Here is a 15,707-nt window from a genome sequence, read left to right as displayed (position 1 = left end):
AGGACGCGCGCGGTTGATGGTCGACGGCGGCGCGCCACCGTGCTCGCACCCGGTCGGGGCGGCGGGCGGGCAGCGCGGTACTGCCAGACGCGCACGAGTCTACGGCCGCCGGGGGCCCGCGCCCGCCCGGGGACGCGCCCGCGTGCCGGGACCACCCGCACGGAGGGGTCGACGAGGGGCGGCCGAACGGGCGGGCCCGGGACGGAGGTCCCAGAGTTCGCCGGACGTTCGGCCGCCCGTCACGTGTCGTCAGGCGCGGAGCGCCACCGTGCCCGCGCTGACGGGCGCCGGCAGCTCGGTGGAGCCGCCGAGGTAGGTGTCGACGGCCGCCGCGGCCGCACGGCCCTCGGCGATGGCCCACACGATGAGCGACTGCCCGCGCCCGGCGTCGCCGGCGACGAACACGCCGGGGACGGAGGTCGCGAAGTCGTCCGACCGCGCGACGAGGCCGCGCGAGGTGAGGTCGACGCCGGCCTGGGAGACGAGGTCGTCCGTCTCGGGGCCGGTGAAGCCCATGGCGATGAGCACGAGGTCGGCCGGGATGTCCCGCTCGGTGCCGGGGGTCGGCACCCGCCGGCCGTCCGCCTGGTACTCGGTGGTCGCGAGGCGCAGGTGCCGGACCTGGCCGGCCTCGTCGCCCTCGCCGCCGACGAACGCGACGGTGGAGGCGAGGAACGCGCGGTCGCCGCCCTCCTCGTGGGAGGAGGAGACCTCGAACAGCACGGGGTCGGTGGGCCACGGCTGGTTCGCGGGCCGCTCGACGGGCGGCTGCTTGCCGATCGCGAGGGTGGTGACCGACGCGGCGCCCTGGCGCAGCGCGGTGCCGACGCAGTCGGAGCCGGTGTCGCCGCCGCCGATGACGACGACGTGCTTGCCCGCGGCGCCGATCGGGTCGGCGACGACCTTGCCGGCGACGAGCGCGTTCGACCCGTGCAGGTAGTCCATCGCGGGGTGGATGCCGTCGAGCTCGCGCCCGGGCAGCGGCAGGTCGCGCGGGACGGTGGACCCGGTGGCCACGACGACGGCGTCGTACCGGGCGCGCAGCTGCGCCCAGGTGATGTCGCGGCCGATCTCCACGTTCGGGCGGAACCGGGTGCCCTCGGCCTCCATCTGCTCGAGGCGGCGGTCGATGTGCCGCTTCTCGAGCTTGAAGTCGGGGACGCCGTAGCGGAGCAGGCCGCCGATGGCGTCGTCCCGCTCGTACACGGCGACGGTGTGCCCGGCGCGCGTGAGCTGCTGGGCGGCGGCGAGCCCGGCGGGGCCGGACCCGACGACGGCCACGGTGTGCCCGGACAGGCGCTGCGGCACCTGCGGGTGCACGAGGCCCCGGTCGAACGCCTCGTCGATGATCGAGACCTCGACGTTCTTGATGGTCACCGCCGGCTGGTTGATGCCGAGCACGCACGCGGACTCGCACGGCGCCGGGCAGATCCGGCCCGTGAACTCCGGGAAGTTGTTCGTGGCGTGCAGGCGCTCGATGGCGTCGCCCCACTGGCCGCGCCACACCAGGTCGTTCCACTCGGGGATGAGGTTCCCCAGGGGGCACCCGTTGTGGCAGAACGGCACGCCGCAGTCCATGCAGCGTCCCGCCTGCTGGTGCAGCAGGGTCGCGGCCTGCGGGTCGTCCTGGACGCTGCGGTGCTCGTGCACCTCGCGCCAGTCCATGAGCCGCAGGGCCACGGGCCGGTTGGCGGGCAGCTCGCGCTCCCGCACCTTCATGAAGCCGCGGGGGTCAGCCACGAGCCACCTCCAGGATGCCCTCCCACACGCCGGGCGCGCTCGGGTCGAGGCCGTCGGCCTCGGCCTTCGCGAGCGCCGCACGGACGCGCGAGTACTCGTTCGGCCGCACCCGGGTGAACCGGGCACGGGTCGCTGCGGGGTCCGCGAGCAGCTCGGCGGCGACCCGCGAGCCCGTCTCGTCGGCGTGCCGCCGCAGCAGGTCGGTCACCAGCGCCGCGTCCTCGTCGTCGAGCGGGTCGAGCCCGATCTCGCCGGCGGCGACGGCCTGGACGTTGACGCGCTCGGGCTTGAGGTCGAGCACGTAGGCCGTGCCGCCCGACATGCCCGCCGCGAAGTTGCGGCCAGTCCGGCCGAGCACCAGCACGGTGCCGCCGGTCATGTACTCGCAGCCGTGGTCGCCCACGCCCTCGACGACCAGGGTCGCGCCGGAGTTCCGGACGCCGAACCGCTCGCCGACGACGCCGCGCAGGAACATCTCCCCCGACGTCGCGCCGTAGCCGATGACGTTGCCGGCGATGACGTTGTGCTCGCCGCTCAGCACGGCGTTGCGGTCGGGGCGCACGACGACACGGCCGCCGGACAGGCCCTTGCCGACGTAGTCGTTGGCGTCGCCCTCGAGCCGCAGCGTGATGCCCTGCGGCACGAACGCGGCGAACGACTGCCCGGCGGACCCGGTGAGGCGCACCTCGATGGTGTCGTGCGGCAGGCCGGCGCCGCCGTAGCGGCGGGTGACCTCGTGGCCGAGCATCGTGCCCACGGTGCGGTTCACGTTGCGCACCGGCAGCTCGATCCGCACCGGGCGCGCGTCCTCCAGGGCGGGTCCGGCCATCGCGATGAACTGGTTGTCGAGCGCGCGGTCGAGCCCGTGGTCCTGGGCGTGCACGTGGTGCAGCGCGGAGCCGGGGACCGGCTCGGGCATCGCGAGCACCGGGGCGAGGTCGAGGCCCTGCGCCTTCCAGTGGTCGACGGCGGCGCGGGTGTCGAGGAGCTCGACGTGGCCGACGGCCTCGAGGATGCTCCGGAACCCGAGCTCGGCGAGCAGCTCGCGCACCTCCTGCGCGATGAACTCGAAGAACGTCACGACGAACTCGGGCTTCCCGGTGAACCGGGACCGCAGGTCGGGGTTCTGCGTGGCGACGCCCACCGGGCAGGTGTCGAGGTGGCAGACGCGCATCATGATGCAGCCGGAGACGACCAGGGGCGCCGTGGCGAACCCGAACTCCTCCGCGCCGAGCAGCGCGCCGACGATCACGTCGCGGCCGGTCTTCAGCTGGCCGTCGACCTGCACCACGACGCGGTCGCGCAGGTTGTTCAGCACGAGCGTCTGCTGGGTCTCGGCCAGGCCGATCTCCCAGGGCGTGCCCGCGTGCTTGAGCGAGGTCAGCGGGCTGGCGCCCGTGCCGCCGTCGTGGCCCGAGATGAGCACGACGTCGGAGTGCGCCTTGGCCACGCCGGCCGCGACGGTGCCCACGCCGAACTCGCTGACGAGCTTGGTGTGGATCCGCGCCGACGGGTTGGCGTTCTTGGCGTCGTGGATCAGCTGCGCCAGGTCCTCGATCGAGTAGATGTCGTGGTGCGGCGGCGGCGAGATCAGGCCGACGCCCGGCGTGGAGTGCCGGGTCTTCGCGACCCACGGGTAGACCTTCGGGCCGGGCAGCTGACCACCCTCGCCGGGCTTGGCGCCCTGGGCGAGCTTGATCTGGATGTCGTCCGCGAACGTCAGGTACTCGGACGTCACGCCGAACCGGCCGGACGCGATCTGCTTGATCGCGGAGCGGCGCTCCGGGTCGTGCAGCCGCTCCGGGTCCTCGCCGCCCTCACCGGTGTTCGACTTGGCGCCGAGCCGGTTCATGGCGATCGCGAGCGTCTCGTGCGCCTCCGCCGAGATGGAGCCGTACGACATCGCGCCCGTGCTGAACCGCTTGACGATCTCGCTGACCGGCTCGACCTCGTCGATCGGCACCGGCGGGCGCGCGCCGACCTTGAGGTCGAGCAGGCCGCGCAGGGTCATCAGGCGCGAGGACTGCTCGTTCACCCGGTGCGTGTAGTCGCGGAACACGTCCATCTGCCGCGTGCGGGTGGAGTGCTGCAGCCGGAACACCGTCTCGGGGTCGAACAGGTGGTCCTCGCCGTCGCGGCGCCACTGGTACTCGCCGCCCGTGGCCAGGCGGCGGTGCGCGAGGCGGTTGCCGTTGGCCGGGTAGGCGTCGTTGTGCCGGGCCGCGACCTCGGCGGCGATGACGTCCAGGCCGATGCCGCCGAGCCGGCTGGTGGTGCCGGTGAAGTACCGCTCCACCAGGGCCTGCGACAGGCCGATGGCCTCGAAGACCTGGGCGCCGCGGTAGGACGCGATCGTCGAGATGCCCATCTTGGACATGACCTTCAGGACGCCCTTGCCGAGCGCCTTGATGAGGTTCTTGACCGCCTGCTGCGGCTCGACGCCGGGCAGGTAGCCGTTGGTCGCGAGGTCCTCGACCGTCTCCATCGCCAGGTACGGGTTCACCGCGGCGGCGCCGTAGCCGATCAGGAGCGCGACGTGGTGCACCTCGCGCACGTCACCGGCCTCGACGACCAGCGACACCTGGGTGCGCGTGTGCCGGCGCAGCAGGTGGTGGTGCACGGCGGACAGCAGCAGCAGCGACGGGATCGGCGCGCGGTCGGCGTCGGAGTTCCGGTCGGACAGCACGAGGAAGCTGACCCCGTCGGCGATCGCCTGGTCGCACTCGGCGAAGATCTCCTCGAGCCGCTGCTCGAGGGCCGCTCCCCCGCCGTCGACCTTGTACAGGCCGCGGACGATCGTCGACCGGAAGACGCCGGCCATCTCCGGGTCCTTGTGGATCTTGACGATCTTGGCCAGGCCGTCGTTGTCCAGCACGGGGAACGGCAGCACGAGCTTGCGGGCGTGCAGCGGCGTGTCCTCGAGCAGGTTCGGCTCCGGGCCGATGGCCCCGCCGATCGACGTGACCAGCTCCTCGCGGATCGCGTCCAGCGGCGGGTTGGTCACCTGCGCGAACATCTGCGTGAAGTAGTCGAACAGCATCCGCGGCCGCTGCGACAGCACCGCGATGGGGGTGTCGGAGCCCATGGCGCCGAGCGGCTCCGCCCCGGACGCGCCCATGGGCGTGAGGAGGATCTTCAGCTCCTCCTCGGTGTACCCGAACGCGCGCTGGCGACGCCGCACCGAGGCGGACGAGTGCTGCACGTGCTCGCGCTCCGGCAGCTGCTCCAGGTAGACGGAGTTCTCCCGCACCCAGTCCGCGTACGGGCGCTGGGCGGCGAGCTGGGCCTTGATCTCGTCGTCCTCGATGATCCGGCCCTGGCCGGTGTCGACCAGGAACATCCGGCCGGGCTCGAGGCGGCCCTTGCGGACGACGGTCGCAGGGTCGAGGTCGAGCACGCCGGCCTCGGACGCCATGACGACCAGGCCGTCCTCGGTCACCCAGAACCGGCCGGGACGCAGGCCGTTGCGGTCCTGCACGGAGCCGATCAGCGTGCCGTCGGTGAAGGTCATCGCCGCCGGGCCGTCCCAGGGCTCCATCAGGCTGGCGTGGTACTCGTAGAACGCCCGTCGCGCGGGGTCCATCTGCGCGTGGTTCTCCCACGCCTCCGGGATCATCATCATGATCGCGTGCGGCAGGGAGCGGCCGCCCAGGTGCAGCAGCTCGAGCACCTCGTCGAACGAGCCGGAGTCGGAGCCGCCGGGCGTGCAGACGGGCAGCAGCGGGGCCAGGTCGCCCAGCACGTCGGAGCGCAGGGTGCCCTCGCGCGCCGCCACCCAGTTGCGGTTGCCGCGCACGGTGTTGATCTCGCCGTTGTGCGCGATGAGCCGGAACGGCTGCGCCAGCGGCCAGGACGGGAACGTGTTCGTGGAGAACCGGGAGTGCACGAGCGCGAGCTCGGAGGCGTACCGCGGGTCCGACAGGTCGGCGAAGAACGGCTCGAGCTGACCCGGCGTGAGCATGCCCTTGTAGGACAGCGTGCGGGCGGACAGCGACGCGAAGTACACGCCCAGCTCCCGCTCCGCGCGCTTGCGCAGGCGGTACGCCCGGCGGTCCAGGTCGACGCCGGCGAGCTCGCGGGACGGGTCCGCCACGACGAGCTGGCGGAACACCGGCATCGACGAGCGTGCCGTGGGGCCGACCAGGTCGGCGGTCACGGCGACGTCGCGCCAGGCGAGGACGTCGAGCTTCTCCTCGGCGGCGACCGCCTCGACCGCGCGCACGGCGACCGCGCGCTCCTCGTCGTCCTGGGGCAGGAACGCCATGCCGATCGCGTAGTGGCCGGCCGGGGGCAGCTCGGCGTCCACGACGTCGCGCAGGAACGCGTCCGGGATCTGGGTCAGGATGCCGGCTCCGTCGCCGCTGTTCTCCTCCGCACCGACCGCACCGCGGTGGTCGAGGTTGAGCAGGGCGGTCAGTCCGGCGTCGACGATGTCGCGGCCGGGCGTGCCGCGCAGCGTCGCGACGAACGCGAAACCGCAGGCGTCGTGCTCAGCGGCCGGGTCGTACAGACCCTGCTGCTGCGGCACGGCGGGGGAAGCACCGAGACGCTGTGGCGACGCGGGCATCAGCACCGTCCTCACGGACCCGCTGGGGGCCAGGTAGAGCTCTGGGGGGAGGGGACGTCATCGGCCCGGGTGACAAGTGTGGCGACGATACCTGCCGGAAACACAGGCGCTCACATCGCGAGAAAGTGAGGTGGGTCACACGGACAGGGGGCCGCGGTCAGCGGGCGGTGCCGTGCTCCTCCACCTCGTCGTCCTGGCCTGCGGATCCGTCGTGTTCGGCGGGTCCGAGGTCCTCCGCGGATCCGGCGCTGCCGGCCAGGAGAGGTGTGGTCTCGCGTCCAGGATGACGACGTCCGACGACGATGAACGCTACCAGCGCGCCGAGCCCGACGATGATCGACGTCCACACGTTGAGCCGGAACGGGCCGATCATCTCGGCCGGGTCGATCCGCAGCAGCTCGATCCAGAGCCGGCCGGTCGTGTAGACGACGACGTACAGCCAGAACACCCGGCCGTGCCCGAGCCGGAACCGGCGGTCCAGCCAGATGAGCAGCGCGGCGCCGGCGAGGTTCCACAGCAGCTCGTACAGGAACGTCGGGTGGAACAGCGTGCCGGAGTCGAAGCCGGCGGGCAGGTGGGCGTCGTCGATCCGCAGGCCCCAGGGCAGGGTCGTCGGGCCGCCGAACAGCTCCTGGTTGAACCAGTTGCCGAGCCGGCCGATGGCCTGCGCGACGAGCAGGCCCGGTGCGAGGGCGTCGGCGAACACGGGGAAGCTCACGCCCGCACGGCGGCAGCCGATGTAGGCACCGACGGCGCCGAGCGCGACGGCACCCCAGATGCCCAGGCCGCCCTCCCAGATGTAGAGCGCGCGCACCGGGTCGCCGCCGGCGCCGAAGTACGCGTCCGGGGAGCTGACCACGTGGTAGAGCCGGCCGCCGACGATGCCGAACGGCACGGCCCAGAACGCGATGTCCAGGACCTGCTCGGGATCGCCCCCGCGCTCCTTCCACCGCCGCTGCGTGAGGATCACGGCGACGACGATGCCGGCGAGGATCGCCAGGGCGTAGGCGCGGAGCGGCACGGGGCCGAGGTACCAGACGGCCTGGGACGGGCTCGGGATCGCGGCGGGGATCATCACACGGGCACTGTATGCGACCGGGCGCGCGCCCCCGACGTGCGTCCGGGCCGACGGCGCCCGGCGCGACGGCGCCCCGCCCGACGGCGTCGAGGTCGTCACTCCCGCACGAGGTCGTCCCGCAGGACTGACGACCTCGTGCCGGTGTGACGACCTCGCGGCTCGCTCGCGTCGGCGCCGGCGCGCCGGGTGGGTCAGCGGGCGGTGCGGATGCCCTCCGCGAGGCCCGCGGCGACGGCGGCGACGGCGTCCAGTCCGGCCGCCTGCGTGTCGGCGTCGGCGAGGGCGCGCACGAAGGCGGAGCCGACGATGACGCCGTCGGCGTAGCGGCCGATGTCGCGCGCCTGCTCGGGCCGGGACACGCCGAGCCCGACGCACACGTGCGCGGCGCCGGCGGCGCGCGTGTCGGCGACGAGCTGCTCGGCGCGGGCGCCGACCGTGGTCCGCTCCCCCGTCACGCCCATCGTCGACGCGGCGTAGACGAACCCGCGCGACGCGGCGGCGGTCATGGCCAGACGCTCGGGCGTGGACGACGGCGCCACGAGGAACACCTTGTCCAGGTCGTGCGCGTCGGCCGCGGCGATCCAGTCGCCGGCCTCGTCGGGGATGAGGTCCGGCGTGATCAGCCCGGCACCGCCTGCGGCCGCGAGGTCGCGGGCGAACGCGCCGGGGCCGTACCGGAGCACCGGGTTCCAGTACGTCATCACCAGGACCGGTGCGCCGGTCGCGGCGATCTGCTCCACGGCGCCGAACACGTCGCGGACCCGGGTGCCGCCGGTCAGCGCGTGGTCGACGGCGTGCTGGATGACCGGGCCGTCCATCACGGGGTCGGAGTACGGCAGGCCCAGCTCGATCACGTCGACGCCGGCCTCGACCATCGCCACGGCGGCGCGCGCCGAACCGGCGACGTCGGGGAAGCCGAGGGGCAGGTAGCCGACCAGCGCGGCGCGGCCGTCGGCCTTGAGCCGGTCCAGCGTCTGCGCGGTCCGCGAGCCCACCTGCACGTCGCTCACAGCTGCTCCCCCTCGTCGGCCTGCACGACCGGCTTGTCCTCGATCAGGTCGAACCACGCGGCGGCGGTGGCCACGTCCTTGTCGCCGCGGCCCGACAGGTTCACCAGGACGACCGGCTCCCGGCCGTCCGGCGTCTCCCACGTGGCCGCCTCGCGGCCGAGCTGCAGGGCCCCGGCCAGGGCGTGCGCCGACTCGATGGCCGGGATGATGCCCTCCGTGCGGCAGAGCAGCTGGAACGCGTCCATGGCCTCGACGTCCGTCACCGGGCGGTACTCGGCGCGCCCGATGTCGTGCAGCCACGCGTGCTCCGGCCCGACGCTCGGGTAGTCCAGCCCCGCGGACACCGAGTGGCTCGGCAGCGTCTGGCCGTCCTCGTCCTGCAGCAGGTACGACTTGGTGCCCTGCAGCACGCCGGGCGAGCCCCCGCTGAACCGGGACGCGTGCCGCCCCGACGCGATGCCCTCGCCGCCGGCCTCGAAGCCGAACAGCCGGACCGACGGGTCGTCGAGGAAGGCGTTGAAGATGCCCATGGCGTTGGAGCCGCCGCCCACGCACGCCGCGACGGCGTCGGGCAGCCGGCCGATCTCCTCCGCGAGCTGCGCCTTCGCCTCCTCGCCGATGATCTTGTGGAAGTCGCGGACCATCTCGGGGAACGGGTGCGGTCCCGTCACCGTGCCGAGCAGGTAGTGCGTGGTGTCGACGTTGGCGACCCAGTCGCGCAGGGCCTCGTTGATCGCGTCCTTGAGCGTCCGCGAGCCGATGGTCACCGGCACGACCGTCGCGCCCAGCAGCCGCATCCGGGCGACGTTGAGCGCCTGGCGCTGCGTGTCCTCCTCGCCCATGTACACGACGCACTCGAGGTCGAGCAGCGCGGCGGCGGTCGCCGTGGCGACACCGTGCTGACCGGCGCCCGTCTCCGCGATCACGCGGGTCTTGCCCATCCGCTTCACGAGCAGCGCCTGGCCGAGCACGTTGTTGATCTTGTGCGAGCCGGTGTGGTTGAGGTCCTCGCGCTTGAGGAAGACGCGGACGCCCGGGGCGACGTGCTCGGCGAACCGCTTGACCTCGGTGAGCGGGCTGGGACGGCCGGTGTAGGTGCGGTGCAGCCGGGCGAGCTCCGCGCCGAACGTCGGGTCGGCCAGCGCCTTGTGGAACTCGGTGTCGAGCTCGTCGAGCGCGGCGACGAGCGCCTCCGGTACGAACCGCCCGCCGAAGTCGCCGAAGTACGGCCCCGCGTGGGTGGCCAGCGGGCCGCCCGGGGTGGTGGGCACCTGCGGGCCCTGTCGACCGGTCGTCACCTGCTGCTCCTCGCTCGTTCCTGCGGTGTCCTCGACGCTCACTGCCGGACGGCCCGCAGCGACGGGTGCGAGCCCGCCGCCACCAGGTCCGCGACCGACTGCCGCGGCGCGTCGTCCGTCACCAGCGCCTCGCCCACCAGCACGGCGTCCGCGCCGGCCCGGGCGTAGTCCATGACGTCGTGGGGCCCGCGCACACCGGACTCGGCCACCTTGACGACGTCCGCCGGGATGGCCGGGGCCACCCGCGCGAAGGTGCCACGGTCCACCTCGAGCGTCTTGAGGTTCCGGGCGTTGACGCCGATCACCCGGGCGCCCGCGTCGACCGCCCGCATGACCTCCTCGGTGTCGTGCACCTCGACCAGGGCCGTCATGCCCAGGGAGTGCACCCGCTCGACCAGCGAGGTCAGCACCGTCTGCTCCAGCGCGGCGACGATCAGCAGGACCAGGTCCGCCCCGTGCGCCCGCGCCTCCCACACCTGGTACGGCCCCACGACGAAGTCCTTGCGCAGCACCGGGATGTCCACGGCGGCGCGCACGCTGTCCAGGTCGGCGAGGCTGCCGTTGAACTTCCGCTGCTCGGTGAGCACGGAGATGACGGTCGCGCCGCCCTTCTCGTACTCCGCGGCCAGCGCGGCCGGGTCGGTGATCGTCGCGAGCGCGCCCTTGCTGGGGCTCGACCGCTTGACCTCGGCGATCACGGTGACCGCGTCCTCGACCCGCAGCCGCGGCACGCAGTCGATCGCACCCGGGACGCGGGCGGCCCGCTCCTTGACCACGGCCAGCGGTGTCGCCGCCTCGCGCACCGCGAGGTCCTCGCGCACGCCCGCCACGATGTCGTCCAGCACGGTGCCCATCGGCGCTCATCTCCCCCGGGGTTCGGCGGCGGCGCACCCCACGGCACGGGAGCCGGCTGGGCTCCTCGCGGACGCTCTCCGCCCGGCGAGGGGCGACGGGCGTCCTGACGACCACCTCCGCCATCGTACGGGCGGACGAGGGTGACGCCGACCACGCGGCCAGCGGGTGGACTCCGCGGTCAGCGCGCCCGGTGGTCAGACGCCGTAGCCGTACCCGTAGCCCGAGCCGAAGCTGTCGTCGAGCGCGCCGACGAACCCCAGCGCGAAGAAGAACACCCACACCGCGGACCCGACGGCCCCGATGATCAGGCCCGCCAGCGCCATGCCGCCGTTGTTCGCCTCCCCGCGCGCGGCCGCCCGGCGACCCAGGACGCCGGTGATGATCGCCGCGACGCCGGTGAACGGGCCGAGGCACACCAGGCTGACGATGCCGAGGACGAGCGACCAGACCGCGAGGTTGTTCTTCGGGTACCCGTAGACCGGCACGTACGGGGCGGCGCCCCACTGGCCGGCGGCGGGCTGCGACGGGTAGCCGCCGTAGCCCGGGTAGCCGCCGGGCTGCTGCTGCGCGGGGTAGGGCTGCTGGCCGTAGGGCGCCTGGCCGTACGGCGCCTGGCCGTGGGGCTGCTGGCCGTACGAGCCGTACGAGCCGTACGCCGGGTCGGCGGAGGACGGCTGCTGACCGTACGGCTGCACCGGCGGCTGCTGCCCGTACTGCTCGTGCTGCCCGTACTGCTCGTGCTGCCCGTGCTGGCCGTACGGGTCCTGCTGGGCGTACGGGTCCTGCTGGCCGTAGGGCTCCGTGCCCCCGGTCGACGGACCGGTCGGGTCCGGCTGCGGCCGGAACGGGTCCGTCGGCTGGTCGGGCGTGGTCACGGGGAACCTCCTGAGGTGCAGCTCGGCGCGGTGCGCGCCGTCGGCATCCTAGGGAAGCCGGGACCACTCAGGGGCCCGCCCGGCGCGATTCACTCGTCCGCTCACGGCGCGAGCAGGCCGGCCCACGCCGGCACGTTGCGCGCGACGCTGTAGAGCACGACCACCGCGGCGGCACCGAGCGCGACCGCGACCGGCGGCGCCGACGCGCGACGCCCGGTGCGCAGCGCGCGGACGAGCCAGCGCACCCACAGCGCCGCGAGCACCGGGACGAGCAGCACCCAGAGCGGGTTGGCGCCCCAGGCGCCCGCGACGTCGCCGACGAGCAGGTCGTGGGTGGCGCGCAGCCCGCCGCAGCCCGCGCAGTAGGTGCCGGTGAGCGCGTACAACGGGCAGACGCCCCAGGAGCCCTGCTGGTGCGGGTCGCGCAGCACGAGCCCGAGCGCGAGGACGGCCGCCCCGCCCGCGACCAGCAGCGGTGCCCGTGCGGCACGCAGCCGCGCGCGCGGCGCGAGGGTCTCGGGGGGAGCGGCCGTGGCCACGCTCAGTACGTCGTGGAGTACGAGTCGAAGTCGAACGTCGACGCGAGCGCGCCGGTCGCCGCCAGGATGATCACCAGGACCAGCCACACGACGTTGAGGATCGTCACGACCCACGACACGATGTAGCCCGCGTTGGCGAGCGAGCCGTTGTTCGCCTCGCCGCGCGCGACTGCCTGCTTGGCCTTCGAGCCGACGATGATGCCCGGGATGCTGGTGAACAGCCAGCAGACGAAGAACCCCACGACGCCCAGCACGAGCGACCAGACGGCGAGGTTGTTCTTCGGGTACACGCCGCCGTAGCCCTGGGCGCCGCCCGGGTAGGGCTGCCCGTAGCCGCCGGCCTGGCCGTAGCCGCCGGCGGGCTCGCCGCCGGCGTACTGCCCGTACTGCGGGACGCCGCCCTGACCGGTTTGCCCCGGCTGGCCCGTCTGACCGGGCTGGCCCTGCTGCGCGCCCTGGTCCCCGCCGCCCGGGTACGGCGGCACGGAGCCGGACTGGTCGCCGTATCCCTGTCCGTCCGGGGCGGAGTACGGGTCCTGCGGCTGGTTCGGGGTCGACATCATCGGCTCCTCGTCACTCGGTGGTGCGGTCCACGGCATCCGCCCTGGTCGGGGGCCTGCCGGGCCCCAGGTCTACCGGAGCGAGGGCGGCGCGTCCACCGCAGCCCCGTCGACGCCGGGCTCCCGTGGCTGGTCAGTGACCGCCGGTGCGGCGCGCCTTCTCGATGGTGTGCTTCCCGCCCTGGCCGTAGCCGAGCTGGCGGAGCACGACGCCGACGACGACGCCGAGCAGCGCGACGCCGAGGCCGGCCCAGAACAGCCACATCAGGGCGAAGATCAGACCGAGGGCGCCGGCGACGGAGCCGATCAGGACGACCACCGTGGTGGTCCAGGCGGCGGTGGTGTGCCCGTGGTTGGTGGGCGGGGCCGTCGGGGGCAGCCGCAGCGTCTCCGTGCGGGGCGTCTGCTGTGCCGCTCCCGTCACGACGCCGTGGGAACGAACCGACTGCTCGACCATCGAGAACACCTTTCGTGACTGTGTGTCGTCACCCTAGCGGACGGTTCACGTCGGGTCGTCCCCACGGGACAGCGCGTCCCAGGTGCCGCGCTCGTCGGCAGGGCCGTCGGGCCGGGCGGGGTCGTCGACGGCCCCCCGCCGGTGGCCCGTGACCTCGGGTGCCGCCGCCGCGCCGGCTCCGGCGGCCGTCCCCTGGCGCTCGTGCCGGTCGGAGGGCGCGGCCCACCGTCCGGACGCCCGGGCGAGGCCGACGGCTGCGGCGAGCACCAGCAGGCCGAGCACGGCGGCGACCCAGGGCCAGGGCCCGACCTGCACGCCGCCGGTGAGGCTCGACACACCGGTCGCCTCGGCGGCGGCGCGTTCGGCGGTGCCGAGGGCGCCGGACCGCGCGGCGAGCGCCGAGGCGGCGACGAGCGCGCCGGCAGCGCCGACGACGGCCACCACGACCCAGCGCCCGACGCGGCCGACCAGTCCGAGCGCGCCCGCGGCCGCGAGCAGCACGAGCGCGGCGGCCACGAGCCCCGGTGCGGCGGCCGTCCCGCCGACGCGCACGGCGACGTCCCCGGTGAGCGGGCTGGTCCCGGTCGCCGTGATCCACGTGGGCAGGGCGGCCAGCGCGACCAGCCCGGAGAGCAGCAGCAGCACGAGCACCCAGCGCCCGCGGCCCCCGCCGGACCGGGGGGCGGGCGCGGCGGTCGCCGCCGCCGGCTCCGCGCTCACGCGGGTCCCACCGGACGGAGCCGCGCCGCGACCTGGACGGCGCGCACGGCGGCGGCCGCCTTGTCGCGCGACTCCTGGTACTCGGTGGCCGGCACGGAGTCGGCGACGATGCCGGCCCCGGCCTGCACGCTGGCGCGGCCGTCCCGGATCAGGGCGGTGCGGATGGCGATGGCCATGTCCATGTCACCGGCCAGGTCGAAGTAGCCGACCGTGCCGCCGTAGATGCCGCGGCGCGCGGGCTCGATCGCGTCGATGAGGGCGATCGCGCGGGGCTTCGGCGCACCGGACAGGGTGCCGGCGGGGAACGTCGCGGTCAGCGCGCCGAGCGCCGTGGCGCCGGCCCGGAGCCGGCCGACGACCGTCGAGCAGATGTGCATGATGTGGCTGAACCGCCGCACGGCCATGAACTCGACGACCTCGACGGTCGCGGGCTCGCACACCTTGACCAGGTCGTTGCGGGACAGGTCGACCAGCATCAGGTGCTCGGCGCGCTCCTTGGGGTCGGCGACGAGCTCGTCGTGCAGCGCGCGGTCCTCCTCGGGCGTGGCGCCGCGCGGCCGGGACCCGGCGATCGGGAACGTCGTGACGTGCCCCTCGCTGACCTTGACCAGCGTCTCCGGGCTGGAGCCGACGACGGCGAAGTCGTGGCCGTCGGCGTCCTGCAGCTGCAGGTAGTACATGTACGGGCTCGGGTTGATCGTCCGCAGCACCCGGTAGACGTCGAGCGGCGCAGCCGGGCAGTCCAGGTCGAGGCGCTGGGAGAGCACCACCTGGAACACCTCGCCGTCGACGATCGCCTCCTTGCCGGTGGCGACCGCGGCCTCGTACTCGGCCTGGGAGGTCCGGAACTCCAGCTCCGGCACGGGCACGTCCGCGAGGCGGGCCGCGGCGGGCGCGGCGGGGCGGAGCAGCGCCTCCTGCATGGCGTCCAGGCGGGCGACGGCGTCGGCGTGCGCCTCGTCGACGCGCGCGTCGGTGCCGTCGAAGTTGATGGCGTTCGCGACCAGCCACACGGAGCCGTCGCGGTGGTCGGTGACGGCCAGGTCGGTCGCGAGGCACAGCGTCATCTCGGGCACGCCGAGCTCGTCGGGCGCGGCGGCGGGCAGCGTCGGCTCCCAGTGCCGCACGACGTCCCAGCCGAGCGCGCCGACCAGCCCCCCGGTCAGCGGCGGCAGACCGGGCACGGCGGGGGTGCGCAGCACCTCGAGCGTCTCGGCCAGCACCTCGACCGGGTCGCCGTCGACCGGGACGCCGGCGGGGACGTCCCCGGTCCAGACGGCGCGTCCGTCCCGCACGGTCAGCGTGGCGCGCGACCGCACGCCGACGAACGACCAGCGGGACCAGCTGCCGTCCTGCTCGGCCGACTCGAGGATGAAGGTCCCCGGGCGACCGGCGGCCAGCGTCCGGTACAGGGCGACGGGCGTGGTGTCGTCGGCGAGCAGGCGGCGCACGACCGGGATCACCCGGCGGCTCCCGGCGAGGTCCCGGAACTCCTCCAGCGCGGGCCAGGTCGCGCCCCAGGGGACGTCGACGGGCGTGCCGACGGGTGCGGTGGCGGTCATCCGTGCTGCTCCGTCGCGGCGGGGCGGTCCCCGACGACGGCGCCGAGCGACCCGCCGGCCTCGAAGCAGGTCCGGGTCCCGGTGTGGCAGGCCGCGCCGACCTGGTCCACCCGCACCAGCAGCGCGTCGCCGTCGCAGTCCAGCTCGACGGACTTCACGTACTGGGCGTGCCCCGAGGTGTCGCCCTTGCGCCAGTACTCCTGGCGCGACCGGCTCCAGAACGTCACGCGCCCGCTGGTCAGCGTGCGGTGCACCGCCTCGTCGTCCATCCAGCCGAGCATCAGCACCTCGCCGGTGTCGTGCTGCTGCACGATCGCCGCGACCAGGCCGGCGTCGTCGCGGCGCAGGCGCGCGGCGACCGCCGGGTCGAGGGAGCCGGTGGGCGCCGTGGGGCCGGAGGTCTGCTGCTCGCTCACGCCCCGATCCTCCCATGTCCGCGGGAGCGC

At 74.3% G+C, this 15,707-nt stretch carries 13 protein-coding genes; all 13 read right to left on the bottom strand.

What is annotated here, in order from left to right:
- Window positions 1-249: 249 nt before the first annotated feature.
- A complete protein-coding gene (locus ACWPWW_RS00835) occupies window positions 250-1,740 on the bottom strand; it encodes a glutamate synthase subunit beta (protein ID WP_454048456.1) in 1,491 nt (496 codons plus the stop codon).
- Entirely contained in the window at window positions 1,733-6,307 is a 4,575-nt protein-coding gene (gltB, locus tag ACWPWW_RS00830; protein ID WP_454048455.1) for a glutamate synthase large subunit, read from the bottom strand. The genes ACWPWW_RS00835 and gltB overlap by 8 nt, the downstream gene beginning before the upstream one ends.
- Before the next feature lie 157 nt (window positions 6,308-6,464).
- Entirely contained in the window at window positions 6,465-7,382 is a 918-nt protein-coding gene (gene lgt / locus ACWPWW_RS00825) for a prolipoprotein diacylglyceryl transferase (RefSeq protein ID WP_454050370.1), read from the bottom strand.
- A gap of 194 nt (window positions 7,383-7,576) precedes the next feature.
- Window positions 7,577-8,395 carry a tryptophan synthase subunit alpha gene (gene trpA, locus ACWPWW_RS00820; RefSeq protein ID WP_454048454.1) on the bottom strand — a complete coding sequence of 273 codons (819 nt, stop codon included), beginning with the start codon at window positions 8,393-8,395 and terminating at the stop codon, window positions 7,577-7,579.
- Window positions 8,392-9,693, bottom strand: a complete 1,302-nt coding sequence (gene trpB / locus ACWPWW_RS00815; protein ID WP_454048453.1) for a tryptophan synthase subunit beta — start codon at window positions 9,691-9,693, stop codon at window positions 8,392-8,394. Before trpB ends, trpA begins: the two co-directional genes overlap by 4 nt.
- A gap of 38 nt (window positions 9,694-9,731) precedes the next feature.
- Window positions 9,732-10,547, bottom strand: a complete 816-nt coding sequence (gene trpC / locus ACWPWW_RS00810; protein WP_454048452.1) for an indole-3-glycerol phosphate synthase TrpC — start codon at window positions 10,545-10,547, stop codon at window positions 9,732-9,734.
- Window positions 10,548-10,742: 195 nt separating this feature from the next.
- Complete coding sequence (locus tag ACWPWW_RS00805; protein WP_454048451.1) at window positions 10,743-11,423, bottom strand: DUF4190 domain-containing protein; 681 nt, start codon at window positions 11,421-11,423, stop codon at window positions 10,743-10,745.
- 101 nt (window positions 11,424-11,524) lie between these two features.
- Window positions 11,525-11,962: a DUF2752 domain-containing protein gene (locus ACWPWW_RS00800; protein ID WP_454048450.1), complete on the bottom strand. Its 438-nt coding sequence runs from the start codon at window positions 11,960-11,962 to the stop codon at window positions 11,525-11,527.
- A 2-nt stretch (window positions 11,963-11,964) separates the two neighbouring features.
- Entirely contained in the window at window positions 11,965-12,522 is a 558-nt protein-coding gene (locus ACWPWW_RS00795; protein WP_454048449.1) for a DUF4190 domain-containing protein, read from the bottom strand.
- 133 nt (window positions 12,523-12,655) lie between these two features.
- Window positions 12,656-12,979, bottom strand: a complete 324-nt coding sequence (locus ACWPWW_RS00790; RefSeq protein ID WP_454048448.1) for an HGxxPAAW family protein — start codon at window positions 12,977-12,979, stop codon at window positions 12,656-12,658.
- A 45-nt stretch (window positions 12,980-13,024) separates the two neighbouring features.
- Window positions 13,025-13,699 carry a Trp biosynthesis-associated membrane protein gene (locus ACWPWW_RS00785; RefSeq protein WP_454048447.1) on the bottom strand — a complete coding sequence of 225 codons (675 nt, stop codon included), beginning with the start codon at window positions 13,697-13,699 and terminating at the stop codon, window positions 13,025-13,027.
- The gene (locus ACWPWW_RS00780) at window positions 13,696-15,261 is read right to left on the bottom strand and encodes an anthranilate synthase component I (protein WP_454048446.1); all 1,566 of its coding nucleotides are present in this window, start codon (window positions 15,259-15,261) and stop codon (window positions 13,696-13,698) included. The genes ACWPWW_RS00785 and ACWPWW_RS00780 overlap by 4 nt, the downstream gene beginning before the upstream one ends.
- Window positions 15,258-15,677 (bottom strand): phosphoribosyl-AMP cyclohydrolase, encoded by a 420-nt coding sequence (hisI, locus tag ACWPWW_RS00775; protein ID WP_454048445.1) that lies wholly within the window; start codon window positions 15,675-15,677, stop codon window positions 15,258-15,260. Before hisI ends, ACWPWW_RS00780 begins: the two co-directional genes overlap by 4 nt.
- Window positions 15,678-15,707 lie beyond the last annotated feature (30 nt).

The organism is Cellulomonas sp. Marseille-Q8402, from assembly GCF_965119525.1.
Note: the sequence above shows the minus strand (reverse complement) of the source record. Positions and strands in the feature narration are given on the sequence as shown.

Bases quoted from the DNA above. Each gene is read 5' to 3' on its own strand.
- gltB (WP_454048455.1), bottom strand. From the start codon at position 6,307: ATGCCCGCGTCGCCACAGCGTCTCGGTGCTTCCCCCGCCGTGCCGCAG.
- ACWPWW_RS00780 (WP_454048446.1), bottom strand. From the start codon at position 15,261: ATGACCGCCACCGCACCCGTCGGCACGCCCGTCGACGTCCCCTGGGGC.
- ACWPWW_RS00790 (WP_454048448.1), bottom strand. From the start codon at position 12,979: ATGGTCGAGCAGTCGGTTCGTTCCCACGGCGTCGTGACGGGAGCGGCA.
- trpC (WP_454048452.1), bottom strand. From the start codon at position 10,547: ATGGGCACCGTGCTGGACGACATCGTGGCGGGCGTGCGCGAGGACCTC.
- ACWPWW_RS00795 (WP_454048449.1), bottom strand. From the start codon at position 12,522: ATGTCGACCCCGAACCAGCCGCAGGACCCGTACTCCGCCCCGGACGGA.
- lgt (WP_454050370.1), bottom strand. From the start codon at position 7,382: ATGATCCCCGCCGCGATCCCGAGCCCGTCCCAGGCCGTCTGGTACCTC.